The organism is Pseudothauera lacus (assembly GCF_003034845.1).
GTDB classification, from domain to species: Bacteria; Pseudomonadota; Gammaproteobacteria; order Burkholderiales; family Rhodocyclaceae; genus Pseudothauera; species Pseudothauera lacus.
This window is the reverse complement of record NZ_PZKC01000001.1, coordinates 1-15,445: the sequence shown is the minus strand read 5'-3', so window position 1 is coordinate 15,445 and position 15,445 is coordinate 1. Positions and strand designations below refer to the sequence as shown.

General features: G+C 66.8%; 13 protein-coding genes. 3 read left to right on the top strand and 10 right to left on the bottom strand.

Going from position 1 to position 15,445, the window contains the following annotated elements; all coding sequences use genetic code 11:
• From C8261_RS00060 to C8261_RS00030, 7 genes are all read right to left on the bottom strand, one after another.
• The gene (locus C8261_RS00060) at positions 1-876 is read right to left on the bottom strand and encodes a heme/hemin ABC transporter substrate-binding protein (RefSeq protein WP_219905097.1); all 876 of its coding nucleotides are present in this window, start codon (positions 874-876) and stop codon (positions 1-3) included.
• Positions 873-1,940, bottom strand: coding sequence for a hemin-degrading factor (locus tag C8261_RS00055; RefSeq protein WP_219905096.1), 1,068 nt, complete (start codon positions 1,938-1,940; stop codon positions 873-875). Before C8261_RS00055 ends, C8261_RS00060 begins: the two co-directional genes overlap by 4 nt.
• Before the next feature lie 14 nt (positions 1,941-1,954).
• Positions 1,955-2,911, bottom strand: a complete 957-nt coding sequence (locus C8261_RS00050) for a PEP-CTERM sorting domain-containing protein (RefSeq protein ID WP_107491623.1) — start codon at positions 2,909-2,911, stop codon at positions 1,955-1,957.
• The gene (locus C8261_RS00045; protein WP_219905095.1) at positions 2,908-3,729 is read right to left on the bottom strand and encodes a matrixin family metalloprotease; all 822 of its coding nucleotides are present in this window, start codon (positions 3,727-3,729) and stop codon (positions 2,908-2,910) included. The genes C8261_RS00050 and C8261_RS00045 overlap by 4 nt, the downstream gene beginning before the upstream one ends.
• A 7-nt stretch (positions 3,730-3,736) precedes the next feature.
• Positions 3,737-4,507: an FxDxF family PEP-CTERM protein gene (locus C8261_RS17410; protein WP_219905094.1), complete on the bottom strand. Its 771-nt coding sequence runs from the start codon at positions 4,505-4,507 to the stop codon at positions 3,737-3,739.
• An 82-nt stretch (positions 4,508-4,589) separates the two neighbouring features.
• Entirely contained in the window at positions 4,590-6,773 is a 2,184-nt protein-coding gene (locus C8261_RS00035) for a TonB-dependent hemoglobin/transferrin/lactoferrin family receptor (protein ID WP_107491622.1), read from the bottom strand.
• Positions 6,773-7,495 (bottom strand): PEPxxWA-CTERM sorting domain-containing protein, encoded by a 723-nt coding sequence (locus tag C8261_RS00030; RefSeq protein ID WP_219905093.1) that lies wholly within the window; start codon positions 7,493-7,495, stop codon positions 6,773-6,775. The genes C8261_RS00035 and C8261_RS00030 overlap by 1 nt, the downstream gene beginning before the upstream one ends.
• A 419-nt stretch (positions 7,496-7,914) precedes the next feature.
• Here C8261_RS00030 and C8261_RS17685 point away from each other — a divergent pair, with 419 nt between their 5' ends.
• Both C8261_RS17685 and C8261_RS00025 read left to right on the top strand, forming a co-directional pair.
• Entirely contained in the window at positions 7,915-8,037 is a 123-nt protein-coding gene (locus C8261_RS17685) for a hypothetical protein (protein ID WP_268987162.1), read from the top strand.
• A gap of 229 nt (positions 8,038-8,266) precedes the next feature.
• Positions 8,267-8,707 carry a DUF1178 family protein gene (locus C8261_RS00025; RefSeq protein WP_107491621.1) on the top strand — a complete coding sequence of 147 codons (441 nt, stop codon included), beginning with the start codon at positions 8,267-8,269 and terminating at the stop codon, positions 8,705-8,707.
• A 125-nt stretch (positions 8,708-8,832) separates the two neighbouring features.
• On the opposite strand, the gene C8261_RS00020 is transcribed toward C8261_RS00025, so the two are convergent.
• Positions 8,833-10,035, bottom strand: coding sequence for an alkaline phosphatase family protein (locus tag C8261_RS00020; protein ID WP_328588026.1), 1,203 nt, complete (start codon positions 10,033-10,035; stop codon positions 8,833-8,835).
• 134 nt (positions 10,036-10,169) lie between these two features.
• Here C8261_RS00020 and C8261_RS00015 point away from each other — a divergent pair, with 134 nt between their 5' ends.
• Positions 10,170-13,163: a bifunctional diguanylate cyclase/phosphodiesterase gene (locus C8261_RS00015; protein WP_107491620.1), complete on the top strand. Its 2,994-nt coding sequence runs from the start codon at positions 10,170-10,172 to the stop codon at positions 13,161-13,163.
• 3 nt (positions 13,164-13,166) lie between these two features.
• On the opposite strand, the gene C8261_RS00010 is transcribed toward C8261_RS00015, so the two are convergent.
• Both C8261_RS00010 and C8261_RS00005 read right to left on the bottom strand, forming a co-directional pair.
• Positions 13,167-14,900, bottom strand: a complete 1,734-nt coding sequence (locus C8261_RS00010; protein ID WP_146161620.1) for a rhomboid family intramembrane serine protease — start codon at positions 14,898-14,900, stop codon at positions 13,167-13,169.
• Positions 14,890-15,276 (bottom strand): MAPEG family protein, encoded by a 387-nt coding sequence (locus tag C8261_RS00005; protein WP_328588025.1) that lies wholly within the window; start codon positions 15,274-15,276, stop codon positions 14,890-14,892. The genes C8261_RS00010 and C8261_RS00005 overlap by 11 nt, the downstream gene beginning before the upstream one ends.
• Positions 15,277-15,445: the final 169 nt, after the last annotated feature.

Sequence of the window (15,445 nt, the reverse complement as noted above, 5' to 3'; positions counted from 1 at the left end):
TCAGCGTCCCAGCGCCGTGGCCAGCGCGCTGACAGCCTCCGGCAGTCGCGGCCCGAAACCGAGCAGGAACACCGCATCGAAGGCCTCGACGCGACCGGCACGCCCGGCCGGCGTCATCGCCACGCCCGGCATCGCCAGCACGCCCTCGACACCGCCTGCCATCTCCAGGCCTTCGCGCGACACCACGATCACATCCGGCGCAGCGGCGACCACGGCCTCTGCCGACAACGGTTTGTAACCCTCCATCGCCTCCAGCGCATTGCGCCCACCGGCCAGCCCGATCACCGCATCGGCGCCGGTCTGCGTGCCGCTGACCATCACCGCATTGCCGTGCGCCATGATGTACATCACCCGCGGCGCTTGCGCCCGTCTGGCGCGCAGTTGCGCCACCAGCGCAGTGCATTCCTGCCAGCGCGCATTCAGTTCCGCTGCCAGCGCCTCACCGGCGTGCTGCAGGGCGAGCGCCTCGGCGACCACGTCCAGCTTTGCCAGCAGGGACTCGAAGCTGTAGCCCGCCGGCACCCTGACCACCTTCACACCGGCGTCCGCCAGCTGCCGCAACACCACCGGCGGCCCCGCCTGGCTGGCCGCCAGCACCACCTGCGGGGCAAGTGAGAGCACGCCTTCGGCGGACAGCGCGCGCATGTAGCCCACCACGGGCAAGCCGTTCAAGGACGCAGGGTGGGTGCTGGTGCTGTCCACCCCGACCAGGCACTGTTCGGCGCCCAGCGCGCAGACGATCTCGGTAACGTCGCCACCCACGCTGACCACTCGCGTGAGCCCGGGCGGTGCCGGATGCGCCGCATGAGACAAGGGCAGCAGACCCGTCCCGAGGAGGGCTGCCGCACGTTTCAACCAGATGCGGCGCGCGCTCACAGCGCCTCCGGCAGTACGCCGTCGAGCAACTCCCGCCATGCCGGCAACTCCGGATGCCCGGGCTTGCGCTGGCCGAAGAACAGCACGATGGTTTCGCCATCGGCGTCGAAGAGTTCGAGCGAGTTGATGTCACCATCGGCGGTCGGCTTGCTGACGATCCATGCTTCGGCCACCTGGGCCTCATCCAGGTGCAGGTTGAAACGCTCGTCCATCACATTGATCCAGCGCGCGCTCTCGCCATCCAGCGGCACGATGCGATGAACCGCACCGGAGTGGATCTGGATCATTCCACGACTGCCGACGAAGGCCATGATCGGCACGCCGCTCACCGCCGCGGCCTGCAGCATCCGGCGCGCCGCATCGTTGCCGACCCGGCGCGTGCGCCGCGGCGGCGCCAGCCGCATCGCCTGGGTACGCGAAACCCCGAAACGGCGCAGCATGCCGAAGAACTCATGGGTGTCCTCGAGCGCCTCCCAGGCCGCCCGGAAGCCGGCCTGATCCACCTCGCTGTCGGCCTTCATGCCCGCGCTCGCCTCGTTGGCGCTGAGTTCGAGCACCTGGGCCTGCAGAGGCGAACGAAAGTCGGCTACCAGGCGTTCCCAGGCCGCCAGGTCGCTCTCTGCACGGAGAAAGATCTTGTGCACCGCATCGCCACCGCGGTCGAAGAACTGCAGGCTGCGCTTGACGCCCTGGGCGTCCTCCTCGCTGACCGCAAAGGCGTGTGCCCATTGGGCAAAGAACATCCGCAGATCGATCTCCTTGCCGACCATCAGGCCGATGCTGTCGAACTCGGTCAGCGACTTGTAATGCCCGACCTTCTCATGCACTGCGGCTTCATTGCGGGTCAGCGCCAGCACCTCGCCGAGCTCACGGATGCGCGCCATGATGGCGGGAAACTCCGGACGCAGGGCAAGCACATGATGGCCGACAAAAGCCGCCAGTGCCTGCGCCTCGGTGAGCCCGAGCAGGCGCGCGGCCTCACGGTGCCTCAGCTTGTGCTCCTTGCGCGCAGCAGTGAATGCGCTGCGGATATCTTCCGGCTGCCGGACTGCGATCATCTCCATGCTCATCTCCATGTTCATGCTGCACCTGTCTGCAAAGGTCCACAAAGGTCGGCCGCCCGGCGGCGATGCCGGGCGGCCAGCAAGGCCACGCCGGCGAGCAGCATGGCGTAGGTCTGCGGCTCGGGTACCGGACTGACCTGCCAGCCGATGTCCACGAAGCCGGCGTAGTCCAGCGCGGTCGGCAACTGCCGCTGACCTGCTGGCGTACTCGGGTCCATCAAGGTTTCCTGCGCCCGCCCATCGACCAGGCTCATCACCCCTTCTGCCCAGTGCACGCCGTAGCGATCCACCGGTACCGGTCCGCCGTATTCAGCCATCGATGCAGCACCGTGAAAGTAGCCACCGTCGAGCAGGGCCGTCCATGAAGCGGCCGTACCAAAGCCCAGGATGTGGCCGATCTCGTGAATCGCAGTGCTCAGGAAGTCGCTCTGCGAGCTGCCGAGTCCGCTCTCGCTGGCACCGAAGTACCAGTCATTGGCGGCGTTGAACCAGATCATCCCGCCCCAGGTTGCGTAGTCGCTGGCGCCGGCACCCAGGGCGTTTTCCTGGCCACGGGCGAGCACGGCGTCCACGAAGGACGCCGAACCACTGGCCTGCAGGTTGTAGCCGGTATTGGCAAAGCCCAGCACGCCGGGCGCAGACGCGGAACCACCCACGTAGATGCGCACGGTGTCTGCCGCGATGACCTGATCGACCACGGTCAGCGCCGGCCCGCCGAGACTTGGGTGAGTGAAGGAAACCGACCAGCTGTCACCCGCCTGAGGTTCGATGGCCGCCAGGGCGTCGGCGAAGCCGGAATAGAACGAGGCGGCCAGATCGAGTACTGCACGCCGTTCGGTGATGGCCGCACCGGTCACCGGATCGGTAAAGAAGCCACGGGTATCGAAGCTGTAGTCGAACTCGATGGTGAGGGCCAGTGCGCTGCCGTGCCCGAGCAACAGCGTCAGCGCGGCTGCGGCGATTCGCTTCATGTCAGTGCTCCGCTTGAGGGTTTGTCCTTCCAGCGCCGCCGGCCCAGGACGGCCAGACCGGCAAGCATCATCAACGCAGACTGCGGTTCGGGCACCGGCGACAGCGCGGTGACCGAACCGCTCCCTGCGCCATACACGCCCTGCAGCGCGGTGATCATCATTTCATCGAGGGGAAACAACGGACCGTCGTAGGCACTGTCAGAGAACAGCGGCAACTGCCCGCGGGCCTCCCCATCGAGGTAATGCCCCATGCCCAGCGAGTGCCCCAGTTCATGCTGCGCTACGGCATAGAACAGCACTGCGCTCCAGCCGTAGCCGAAGCGTTCGCCATTGAAGATCACGTCCCCCGCCAGACCGCTCGCAGTCGAGAACGGGAAATAGGCATAGGCGTTCGCCCCGTGCACATGCGGCACCACGCCGATGCGGATATCTGCAAGACCGCTGGGGTCGTACTCACCGCTTTCCGGTGGCGGGCCGCTGTCGACGACCTCGACGAAGTGAATCGGCAACACCGCCGCGTAATCGGCAAAGGCCTGCTCGAAGGCACTGCGCATCAGCACGTCCGACAGCGCCGCACCGCGGGTATCGAGTACGCCGCCGTCGAACAGATTGCTGTAGCTGTAGGTGAGGGTGAATGGCGTACCCGGACCACCCGGCTGCGGCCAACTCGCGTACATCGGATAGTGGCCGGCCGCCGCGCCGCCGGGCAACAAGCCCGCCAGCACAAGCAGCACCGCGGTAAAGATCTTGACAGCCGACCTGCGCAGCAGGCCGGCCATGTTCGAACGCACCCTGCGCTTCGTCACCATGTTGTCCATGGCGCCCTCACCCGCCGCGGCGACGGCGGCGCACGATCGCCCCCATCAGGCCGAGGCCCGCAAGCATCATCGCGTAGGTCTGCGGCTCGGGCACCGGCGAGATGCTCAGGAAGGTGTGGCCCTGCGACACACCGCCGTTGTTGTTGTTGAGGAAACCGTGCAGGAAATCACTGCCGGAGGTGTCGTTGAGCCCGCTCACTGCCAGCGCGAACACCGTGCTGGAACCGGAGATCCACTCATTCACCGCTGCCGAGACGTCGAAGCTCACCAGCCCGAAGGCACTCACCAGGGTGCTTGCCGCTGAGGCGGCGGGGAGCAGGTAGCCGTTCTGGAAGTCCAGCCAGTTCACCGTGCCACCGGGGTTGGTGTCGTCGATGATGGTACTCAGCGGATCGGCCGCCAGCGCATGCACGGAGACCAGGAACGGACTCTCCGCGCTGGCATCGGCACCAAAGCCACCGCTGACGCTGTGCATGTTCAGGGTCGCGCGCACCGGCCCGGAAAACACCGGGAAATCGTAGTCGAAACTGAGGTATATGACCTCCGCACCAGTGAGCCCGAACGGCGACGCGGACGACACTCTGAGAACTTCGCGGTTGCTTTCCTCTCCGTAGCCGCGCACCGGGTTGGCCGCACTGCCGTAGGCGGTGAAGAAGGGCGAGGCCATCACGTCCTCACTGACCACGATGGTGGTACCGGCCTGTGCCGGGGCGGCGAGCACGCCCCCGGCAAGCGCCAGAATCCCTGCCAGGCCACGCAGTTTGGTCATTGCATTCATGTTTTGCTCCCTTTAACTGAGGTTGCCGGCCCGCAGTGCTGCGGGCCGCATACAGGCACACGGGCGCACGCGCCCCCAGGGCTCAGAACTCATAACCGAAACTCACGGCGACCTTGCGACCGGGCTGGGAGTAGCGTTCCGGCCCGGCCCGCGAGTCGGGCTCATGAACATCCGCAATCGGCACGTCGGCCCAGTGGTAATACAGGCGATCGAACAGATTGCTCACGCCTACGCTGAGCCAGCCTCCGGGCAGGAAGCGCCAGCGCAGACGCACGTCCACCACAGCGTAGCCACCGGGCAGGAACTGTCGGTTGGATTCACGGGCATCGCTGGCGCGCTTGCGCGCCGCGCCGCTGACGTCCACGGCGAGCAGCCAGTCGCCGCGCTCATAGGCCAGTCCCAGCGCACCGGACAAGGGATTGACCGTCGCCACCGGTTTGCCGCTGTCCTGGTCGCGCCCCCTGGCGTAGGCGAAACTGCCATGCAGAACCCAGTTGTCGGCGAACCTGTACGCCAGACGCCCTTCCACACCGCGGATGCGCACACGCGGCACATTTACCGCCTGATAGGTCATGAAATAGGTCGGATCGCAGGCCGGATCGGCTGGACAATCGAGCTGCGCGGTTTCGATGAAATCACGGTAGAAGTTGTCGAAGGCGGTCAATGTCCAGTCGCTCGCCGCGTCCTGTCGGCGCAGGCTGAGCTCCACTCCGCGAGAGGTCTCCGGCCGCAGGGCGGGATTGGAGATCACGATGTACATGCCCTGGTTGCCGAATCCGGTGTTCACATCGTCATACGGCGGAGGACGAAAACCGTGGGAATAGCGCACGCTGCCCGAATAGCCCGGGGCAAATCGCCATACCGCCGCCAGGACCGGGGTGAGGCGGGTGAAATGGGTGGTCGTCGGTGTTGCTGCGGCCGGATTGGAGAGGTAGATCTGGTCGGGGCGAGGCTTCAGGCGGTGGTCGTCGTAGCGCAGGCTGCCCAGCACGGACCAGCTCTCACTGAGCAGCACCTCGTCCTGCACATAGACCGCCCACTGGCGTACCTCTGAGGGGGAAAAGTCACGTACCGGAAAATCCTCGAAGGACACCCGGCGCGTCACCACCCCGTCAGCCCTGGTGGAATACCCATCGCGTGCCTGCTCCGTACGCGTGCGGGTGTATTCCACGCCCCAGTGCAACCAGTGGCGGGCAGCGGCGGGCGCGTATCGACCTTCGAGGCGGGCGCCGTCATGGCGTTGCCTGAGCTCGAAGATGCGTTCGATGAGCGCGGTCTGCGCCGGCGCGGTGGTGCGAAAGTCCTGACGCGTGTACTGGTGCGTGCGGCTTGTCTGCTGAAAGAGCTTCAGCTTCACATCACCAAGACGCGTAGCACTGAAGTGCTGGTCGAGCGACCAGCGCGCACGGGAGTAGTCGTCGAAAGTATGGGTATCGGTCCCCAGACCGGTGATCGACGACAGCACGTTGGTATGGACGCCACGGTCGAAATCTTCGTGGGTCAGTTCGGCACGGTAGTCCGCGCTGTCAACGAAGGCCAGCTTGAACAACGTGGCATCGGTACGCGCATCCTGCGGATTGGCGACCGTACGGTGGATGCCGGTTCCGCGCACTTCGCCCATGCTGCGGGTCTCGTGAGCATCGCGCCGGACGACACGCACCAGCATGCGTAACGGTCCGCCGTCGGCGGCAAGGGTGCCGACGCGGGCCAGCGATTCATCCGTGCGCTGGACACCCACCTCCAGCCCGCCACCGAACCTGCGACCGCGCAGGACATCTTCCGGAGAAGGCGTCGAATACGACACCACCCCACCGAGCGCGTCGGCACCGTGGCGTGCAGAGCCGGTGCCGCGAAAGATGTCGATGCCCGACAGCATGGCGACGTCAGCCATGTCGCGCCCGGCGCTCGAATAACCACCGATCTTGAAGGTATCCGGCATGCGGATGCCGTCGATCTGCATGAGCACGCGATTGTCTTCGAGCCCCCGGATGTTGAAGCCCGACAGGCCGAAGCGCGAAGCCTTGTTGCTCACCGCGACACCGGGCTCGTAACGCACCGCATCCTTGATGTTGCGCACCTGCTGCGCGCGCATCTGCCCGGCATCGATGCGCGAAGCGCTAGCCGCCACGTCATCGAGCAGTTCCTCGTCAGCGTCCGCACTCACCCGGACTTCCGGGAGCACGGCTTCCTGTGCCAATGCCGACGGCGCCGGGCTGGCGCCAAGCCAGCCCAGCACCACCAGCAATGCGCGCAGACGCAGACGCATCAGGCCGCCTTCTTGCGCCGACGCGCCACCGCCCCGACCAGCCCAAGGCCGGCGAGCATCATGGCGTAGGTTTCCGGTTCCGGCACCGGAGCGATGCTGCCCACATCGATGGCAACCTGCGCCAGCGAAGTATGCACAGGGGCCGTGAAACTGAGCAGGTAGTCGGTTGGCGCAGCGGCCAGATCCCAGTAGATCAGCTGCTGGAACAAGGTCGCCTCACCGATGGTGGACATGATCCGCTGCGTGAACACCAGATCGGCGAACGCCGGGGCCACACCGTTGAGCAGCACCGAGCCCAGGTCGACCTCGAAACCCCAGGCCTCGACCTGCATCACGGCGCGCACCGGACCGCTCAGCGAGGTATTCGAAAACGAGATGTCGTAAGACTGATCGGCACCGAAGCTGTAGAGGTTGCCGGTTCCCGAGGGGAAGACGCCGAAACTCCAGTCAATATGCGCATCACTTGCGTTGTACGCGGCAAGGTCGGGCGCCGCACTGCGGTCGGTCGCTCCGCCATAGCTCGCATCGGCGAAGATGTCCCATTCGACGTGGATCGCATCCCCTTCGCCACGCGTCCAGCCACCCCAGCTAGCGGCGTCGGGCGTCTGGAATCCGAGCGTGTAGGGGTCGGGGCCATTGGAGGTATCGGCATGGGCAACCCCTGCCCCCATGGTAAGTGCAGCGGCAAGCAACGCACCGGACACAGCAGTAGTCTTGAACATTCACGAACTCCTTCATGTTGGTGTCGCCACCGGCGCCGGAACACCTTGCGCCAGGCGCACGGGCGCGACAGACGGTGCCGCCTGACAAGGCGTGCACGTTCGGTGAAACAGGAAAAGGCTGGCTGGCTCGCAGGGCGCGAGTTCTGCTGGCAAGGTTGGCTGGGTGGCCGTCGGGTGACGGCTTGCCTTGCTGGGCGCAACCCCGGAAGGGGCACGCACGGGGAAGTGCGCAGTACAAACGCATCTTCCGGTTGGTATTCTTTATTTATTGATAATCATTGTCAACTACTGCAGCAGCGTAACAGACAGGAATTTCTGCATCCCTCGAGCGCCCATTGCACGGACACCGCCAACCCGATGAACGAACGCATACATCCTTGCACACACCGCCTCCGGCGCCTCCGAGCCAGCCTTACACCGTGCGCAAGCGGGTTGCCGACGACTACATCTTCCGTTATCGCAGTAACGCCTGTGCCCTGGCGCGCTGGTATGCAGGCGGTTCGAGCTGCGATCTGGCGCTGCATTTCGCACGCCGCAACTGAGACCTCATTCACCCCCGACATCGTCGACGCGTTCCCGGGCAGCGTAGCGGCCCAGCCCTCGACTCCCGCGTTCTCCGTACATGCGCCGGGAGCCGGGCTATAATCCGCAGCCCTGCGCGACGCCCGCGTTCACGCTCGGGGATCAAGCACACCCTTGCCGGGGTCCAATGGACAGACCGGCTGCCGCACGGGCGGCGTGGGCATGTAGTCGAATGATGGAGCTGGGCACGTGATCGTATTCAACCTGGGCTGCGACAAGGATCACCACTTCGAAGGCTGGTTCGCTTCCGCGGCGGCATTCGAGGCGCAGTGTGCCCGCGGTCTGGTGAGCTGTCCGACATGCGGTTCCACGCGGATTGCCCGCCTGCCCTCCGCGCCCTACGTCCAGACCCGCCACAGCGCCGCCGCGCCGGTACAGGCAGCCGCGACGCCGCCGGCCAATCCGGCAATGACACCCGAAGCGGCAACGGTGATGGCGCTGCTGCGCTCGCTGGCCCGCGAAGCGGAAGACGTCGGCGCCCGCTTCCCCGAAGAAGCCCGCCGCATCCACCACGGCGAGACCGCGGCGCGCAGCATTCGCGGCCAGGCCGATCGCGATGCGCTCGAAGAGTTGCTCGACGAAGGGATTGCCATCCTGCCCTTGCCACCCGGCGACGACGAGCTGCACTGAGGCTGAGCGACGGGGACCATCACCCCGCCAATCAATCGGCGCCACCCCGTTCATCCTGCGCGAAGCGAGCCCCGCTGCGGACGAGGCAGGGACAGGCCCGGCGCGCACGGCATTTGATTACCGCATCACTCCCCGGCGCAGCAGGCGTGGATGAGCGGCACATACATTTCATCCGCGCTCAGCCCGCCATGCACCCCCAGCATCTGCTGCGGTTTTTCGCCATCGACGCGGTCCTGCAGCGTCCACCCGGGCGCCATCAGCACGGCATGGGTGCCCAGGCGCTCGGCAATGCGCCGGTGCGCCGGACCCGGACCGAGCAGCCCGGCCTGCACAAGTCGCCGGGAGGGCTGCAGCACGGCACGCGCGCCCAGTTCGCCGGCAACGAAGGCGGCGAACTCGTCGACCGCCCCGGCACGCACCCGGCACAAGGCCGCACGGCGCTCGCCGAACAACGGCCCGTCGAGCATGGCCGCAACCTCCGGCCAGGCGGCAAGGTCGATGCACTGCGCGGGCGGACTGTCGATGAAGCCGTGATCGGCGCTTACCAGCACCTCCGTGGGCGTCCCCGCCAGTCGTGCCAGCAAGGCACCAAATGCCGCATCGAGGCGCGCAAACTCATCCACCACCGCAGGCGCATTGCAGCCATGTTGATGGCTGAGGGCATCGAAACGGTCGTAATAGGCGTGGACATACCCCCCGCCGTCACTGGCCAGCGCGGCCACCACAGCAGCCACCTGGACCACCATGTCGTCCAGACCGGCGTGAGCAACAATGCGTGCACCGCGTGCGTGGCGGCGCGAGAAGGGCGAGTGGGCAATGGCCCGCGGTGCCACCACGGCACTCGGGCATGGCAGCTGTCCGTACAGTGACGCGTACGGAAACAGCCGGCGCAGCAGCAGGGGCGCCCGCAGGCGTCCGCCGCCGCGGCGCTCCAGCGGCAGCGGAGCGAGTACACCGCCAAAGCGCGCATCGTGGATGAACCAGCCCGTCAAGCCATGCTGCAGCGGTGACAGGCCGGTCATCAACGTGGTCACGGCACTGGCGGTGGTGGTCGGAAAGACGCTGGTAAGGGCACGCTGACGGTGGGCATGAAGACGGCTGCCGGCGCCGTGGCGGCACAGGAAGGCATCACCGAGACCGTCGATCAGCCAGAACACCCGCACCGCCGCGCCCCCGCGGTGGCGATCGAGCGCCCAGCGCCGGATTCCGCCTACCAGCCCGAGGAGACCACCGTCACCATAATCCGGCAGCACCGCGTCGGCAGGCAGCAGAAGCGCCGGCTGCTCTGCGCCGGGGCCGGCGGCGGGATATTCCACAGGTGTCATCATGGCTGCATTATCGCTGGCGGAAGCGCTGCCGTCTGCCACCACTGGCCGGTCGCGGGCTCCTTTTCTAGGCCCTGCAAGCTGCGTGCTACACTGCGCGGCGACAATAATTATGACGTTCTGGCGAGGGAAGGAATATGGCCGAAAGACTGGCCTTGCGTTTTGGCGGCATCCTCACCGCCCTCTTCCTCCTCGGCCTGTTCGGCTGGATCACCCTCGACCTGCAGCAATCGCGCGAACGTGAGCTGCTCGCCGCGGAAAAACAGGGCGCCACCCTCGCCCGCCTGCTCGAAGGCCATTTCCACGGCTCCCTGCGTCAGATCGACCAGCACCTCGCCGACTTCGCCCTCCGTTACCAGTACGCAGTAGCCGCCGGTGCGCCGCGCGCGCAGGTCGAGGCGCAGTTGCAGCACTACCTGAAGGACTTCCCCGAGCTCCACAGCTTCCGTGTCGCCGGCATCGACGGCAACTACCTGTATGACGCCAGCGGCGTCCTCGCCACGGCGGTCAACATTGCCGACCGCCCGTATTTCGCCCGTCTGCGCGACGACCCCGGCGTCGACCTGTCGATTTCCGAACCCTTGCTCTCGCGCGTCACCGGCGACATGGTGATCGTCGTCGCCCGCCGCCTGCAGGACCCCTCCGGAGGCTTTGCCGGCATTGTTCTCGCCACACTGCGGGCCGACTACTACGAGCGCTACTACGCCGACCTCGACGTCGGCCAGCATGGGGTGATCGCCCTGTGGAGCACGGAGATGGAGCTCTTCGCCCGCCGTCCCGCGCTGGCCGAAGGTGTGTCGCGCAAACTGCGCAACAGCCCCATTCCAGCTGCGCTGGCCGCCGGCCAGCGCGCCGGCAGCTTCCGCCGCAGCGGCGCCCTCGACGGCGAAGCGCGGGTGTTCTCCTTCCGCGCGGTGGAGGGCACCCCTTTCGTGTTCTCGATCGGGCTCGCCGAGCGCGACATCCTCGCCGAGTGGCGCCATCGCGTCATTGTCTATGCCTTGCTGGGGGCGGTGCTGGTACTGGCGGTGATCGCCCTGGTGCGCGCCTGGCGGCGCGGTTATGACGAGGCCGAGGCCCTGGCCAGGAAGATGACCCGCGCCTACGCAGAAAAGACCCGCGAAGGACGCGCCCTGCTCGACGCCATTCCCGACCCGGCGTGGCTGCTCGACAACGACGGCCGTTTCGTCTCGGTGAACGAAGCCTTCTGCCGCGGCATGGGCAAGCCGATGGCGGACATCATCGGGCGCACCGTCGATGAGCTGTTCCCGCCGGCAGAAGCCCGCCGCCTGCGCGAAGGCCAGCTTGCGGTGTATCGCAAGGGCAGCCCCGAGCGCCAGTTGGTATGGCTGGTTACCGGCGGTGTGCGGCGCCCGTACGAGTTCCTGCGCGTGCCGGTGTTCGGTGATGGCGACGAACCGAAGGGGCTCGCCGGGGTCGCCTGGGACATGACCGAGCGCTACGAGGCCGAGGAACGCCAGCGCCTGATCACCCACTTCTTCGACCATGCCAGCGACGCGGTGCTGATCCTCGATGCCCAACGCCGCGTCCTCACCCTCAACCGCAGCGCCACCGCGATCAGCGGTTTCCAGCTCGACGAGTTGCGCCACAAGCCTGCCGACTTCGTGTTCTCGGGCTGCGACACCACCCTGCGCGAGCACATCACCGCCGCCCTCGGCGAACACGGCATCTGGCGCGGCGAGCTGGCCGCCTGCCGCAAGGACGGCAGCCCACTGCCCATCCATTGCACGATCAGCGCCATCCACGACGACGATGGCGCCGTCACCCACTGGGCAATGTTCATCACCGACCTCAGCGAACGCAAGGCCGCCGAAGCGCGCATCGAATCGCTCACCCACGTCGACCAGCTCACCGATCTGCCCAATCGTCAGGGCTTCACGCGCATTCTCGATGATTGGCTGACCAGCGGTCGCGAAGGAGCACTCATCGTCATCGACCTCGATCAGCTCAGCCGCATCAACGACGCCTTCGGACACAGCGCCGGCGACATCATGCTGCGCCGCGCCGCCATCCGTCTGCGCCGCCTGCTGCGCGACGACGACGCCCTCGGCCGCCTGGGCGGCGATCAGTTCGGCGTCCTCATCGCCCAGGGCCGCGACCCGCAGAAGGCGGAAACCATAACCGCCAGGCTGCTCGAACGCCTTGCCCGCCCGGTGCAGATCGAACTCAACGATGTAGTCACCACCGCCAGCGCCGGCATCTGCCAGCTTGGCAGCGACGGCGGCGACTCGGCAGCGCTGTTGCGCAACGCCGACGCCGCACTGCACCAGGCGAAGAAGTCGGGACAAAGCAAGCTCCGCTTCTTCTCCGCCGACATGAACGTGCGCATGGCCGAACGCCTGCGTCTGGAAAGCGATCTGCGTCTGGCGCTGGGGCGCGGTGAACTGATGCTGCACTATCAGCCGCAGGTGGACATCCGCAGCGGCGAGATCATCGGCTTCGAGAGCCTGCTGCGCTGGCAGCATCCCGAGCTGGGCATGGTGTCACCGGTACGCTTCATCCCGGTGGCCGAGGAAAGCCGCCTCATCCTGCCCATCGGCGCCTGGGTACTCGAAGAAGCCTGCCGTCAGAACAAGGCCTGGCAGGACGCCGGCATGGCACCGCGGGTGGTGGCGGTGAATCTTTCCGCGGTGCAGTTCCACAGTGCCGATATTCTCGCCACGGTCACCCGCGCGCTGGAAGTCAGCGGCCTGGAGGCGCACTATCTTGAACTGGAGATCACCGAAAGCGTGATCGTCGAAGACCCCGAGCGGGTGGTGAAGCTGATGGACGACCTCAAGGCCATCGGCGTCAAGCTCTCCATCGACGACTTCGGCACCGGCTACTCCAGCCTGTCCTACCTGAAGCGTTTCCCGCTCGACAAGATCAAGATCGACCGCTCCTTCGTGCGCGACCTGGAAACCAGCAACAGCGACTCGGCCATCGTCCGCATGGTCATCGGCATTGCCGCAGAGCTGCAGCACCGGGTGATCGCCGAAGGCGTGGAAACGCTCGAGCAGCTGAACTTCCTGCAACGTCACGAGTGCGACGAATACCAGGGCTACTACTGCAGCCCGGCCGTCCCGGCGAGCGAGGTTCCGCAGTTGCTGGCGCGCCAGCAGACGCGCTGAGACTCAGCGCGCCGCGCCGTGTTCGTCCGCGCGACGCTGCATGCGCGCGGCAAGCTCGGCGAGCTCCGCCTCGATGGCGGCCATGCGCAGCGGGTCGGCCGCCCGCAAGCCACCGCCGCTGTATATCGTATCCATCTCCAGGGCCTCGACGAGGAGTTCGGTCATGCGCCGGATGTCGACGAGAAAATCCCCCAGCGGGTGGCCGGCATCCAGCTCCACCGCCTGCAACTGCGTCTGCACGATGCGAAACGCCGGCCCATGCACGGTGCGCCCCAGCACATCGAGCTCGCGTTCGCCGATCTCCCCGGCCTGACGCCGGGCCTCGTCAGCCTGCAGCGCCGCCACCGCCTCCTGGAATGTCGCCATCGCCTCATCCAGCGCCCGCGCTGCCTGTACCCGTGCCACCTGATCGACAGCCGCCGGCGGCGCCAGCGCAGCCAGCCCCCCGACCGCCAGCGCGGTGAGCAGCACGGCGGTCAGCGCGCGGCGGCGAAAGGTAGCGGCAAAATGGGCGGGGTCGAAACGCTCCGGCAGCAGCGCGGCAAGCACGCAGCCACCCAGCAGGCCGCCGATGTGGGCAGCATTGTCCACGTCCGCACGGGCGAAGCCCTGCAGCAGCGAATAGAAGATGAAGAAGCCGACGCCGCTCAGCATCTGCGCACTGAAGGCCGCCGGCAGGCGGTGGCGGTGCTGCAGCACGGCCACCAGCAAGGCCCCGGTGATGCCGAACACTGCCCCCGATGCACCCACCGAGACCGCGCTCTGCGCCGAGAAATGCAGGCTCAGCGCGCTGCCGGAAAGTCCGGCAGCGAGGTACAGAAGGATGAACAGACGGTGTCCGTAGATGCGCTCGACGGTCACCCCGGCGGCCAGCAGGCCGACCATGTTCATTGCCAGATGGACAAAGCCGCTGTGCAGGAAGGTCGCGCTCAGCAGCCGCCACCACTGCCCACGCTGCACCTCCGAAGCCGCATTCCCGCCCCACTGCAGCAGCTTGTCCGCCGCGCTGCCGGCAAAGTCGGCCCCCAGAGCCAGCGTTGCCAGCCAGACCAGCACGTTGGCCGCGCACAGCCCCCAGGTCACCCACGGCACCGGCGCCAGGGCCCTCAGTTCGGCGGCGAACTGCTGTTCGGCTGCCAGCTCATCGACCATCCCGGTTGTGTCACGCCCGCTCGCCGCAGCATGTGCTGCCAGCGCCGCGACGACCGTATCGATGATCTGCGCACGGGTGGCGTCATCGAACATGGTCAGCAGCAGGAAAGGGCGCGCGGGATTGCGGCCGCTCCAGAAGCTGCGCCGGTCGGGGCGCGCCGGATCGGTGTTGAGCTGCAGTTCCAGCACCCAGGCGCCCTGCAGCACGCGTTGCGCGACACCGCTGACCTCCGTCCACGCGTAGCGCTTGCGCGCGCCGCGGAACAGCGGCGAGGCGATGCCACCGGCATCGACCCGCAGCACCACCTGTCCGGGCTTGAGCAGATTGCGCAGAAGCAACCACCCCGGAACCACGATCAAGGTCCACGGCACCAGCACCGCCAGCAGCGCGCTCATGTCGTCATGAAGCGCCAGCACCGCCACGGCGAGCACGGCCAGCGCCGCACGCGCGCCCCAGCTCAGCAGGCGGCCGACCCGGCTGTCCGCCGAGCTTGCGAAGCAATGCACCGTCGTATCCGCCGGCTCCGCCGCTTCAAGCTTCACTGCCCCGCCCTCGCCCACGGTATCGACCTGGTCACTCCGCAAGCGCCACCGCCAGCAGCACGGTCATTACCACAAGCAGCACGTTGCTGGTGGCGAAGACGAGAAAGCGGTGAAAGACCCTGTTGTAGGTCAGATAGATCAGGCTGTGCGCAATGCGCAGGGCGAAGTACACCCACGCCATGGTCAGTGCCGTGACCGTGACCGTGACCGTGCCGGTGACGAAGTGGATGATGCACAGCGCGTAGAAAAGCGTCGGCACCTCCACCAGGTTGATGAACACCCGGTTGGGGCGGCTGACATCGACGGGAACGGTTGCCGATTCCCCATGCTCGAAATCGGCTGCCGTCACCCGCCCGGCGAAAACGGCGCGGAAGCGCCGTATCGGCACCTGCACGAGCACCAGCATCGTCGATAGCACTAGGGCCTGTTCTCATTCGCGCTGGCGGATCGCGTGGGTCAGTCTGGCTGTGCCGGCAAGGCGCGCGAGGCAGTCAATGGCCGCCCCCTTGACAACGAGCGCAACGCCGCCGGCGCGGCCAGACTGGCCCACCCGAAGGGCTCGCACCAAATGGCCCGCATCTCGGCGT

Excerpts from the sequence above, each read along its gene's own strand:
- C8261_RS00055 (WP_219905096.1), bottom strand. The coding sequence starts at position 1,940 with ATGGAGATGATCGCAGTCCGGCAGCCGGAAGATATCCGCAGCGCATTC.
- C8261_RS00050 (WP_107491623.1), bottom strand. The coding sequence starts at position 2,911 with ATGAAGCGAATCGCCGCAGCCGCGCTGACGCTGTTGCTCGGGCACGGC.
- C8261_RS00045 (WP_219905095.1), bottom strand. The coding sequence starts at position 3,729 with ATGGACAACATGGTGACGAAGCGCAGGGTGCGTTCGAACATGGCCGGC.
- C8261_RS17410 (WP_219905094.1), bottom strand. The coding sequence starts at position 4,507 with ATGAATGCAATGACCAAACTGCGTGGCCTGGCAGGGATTCTGGCGCTT.
- C8261_RS00035 (WP_107491622.1), bottom strand. The coding sequence starts at position 6,773 with ATGCGTCTGCGTCTGCGCGCATTGCTGGTGGTGCTGGGCTGGCTTGGC.
- C8261_RS00030 (WP_219905093.1), bottom strand. The coding sequence starts at position 7,495 with ATGTTCAAGACTACTGCTGTGTCCGGTGCGTTGCTTGCCGCTGCACTT.
- C8261_RS00020 (WP_328588026.1), bottom strand. The coding sequence starts at position 10,035 with ATGATGACACCTGTGGAATATCCCGCCGCCGGCCCCGGCGCAGAGCAG.
- C8261_RS00015 (WP_107491620.1), top strand. The coding sequence starts at position 10,170 with ATGGCCGAAAGACTGGCCTTGCGTTTTGGCGGCATCCTCACCGCCCTC.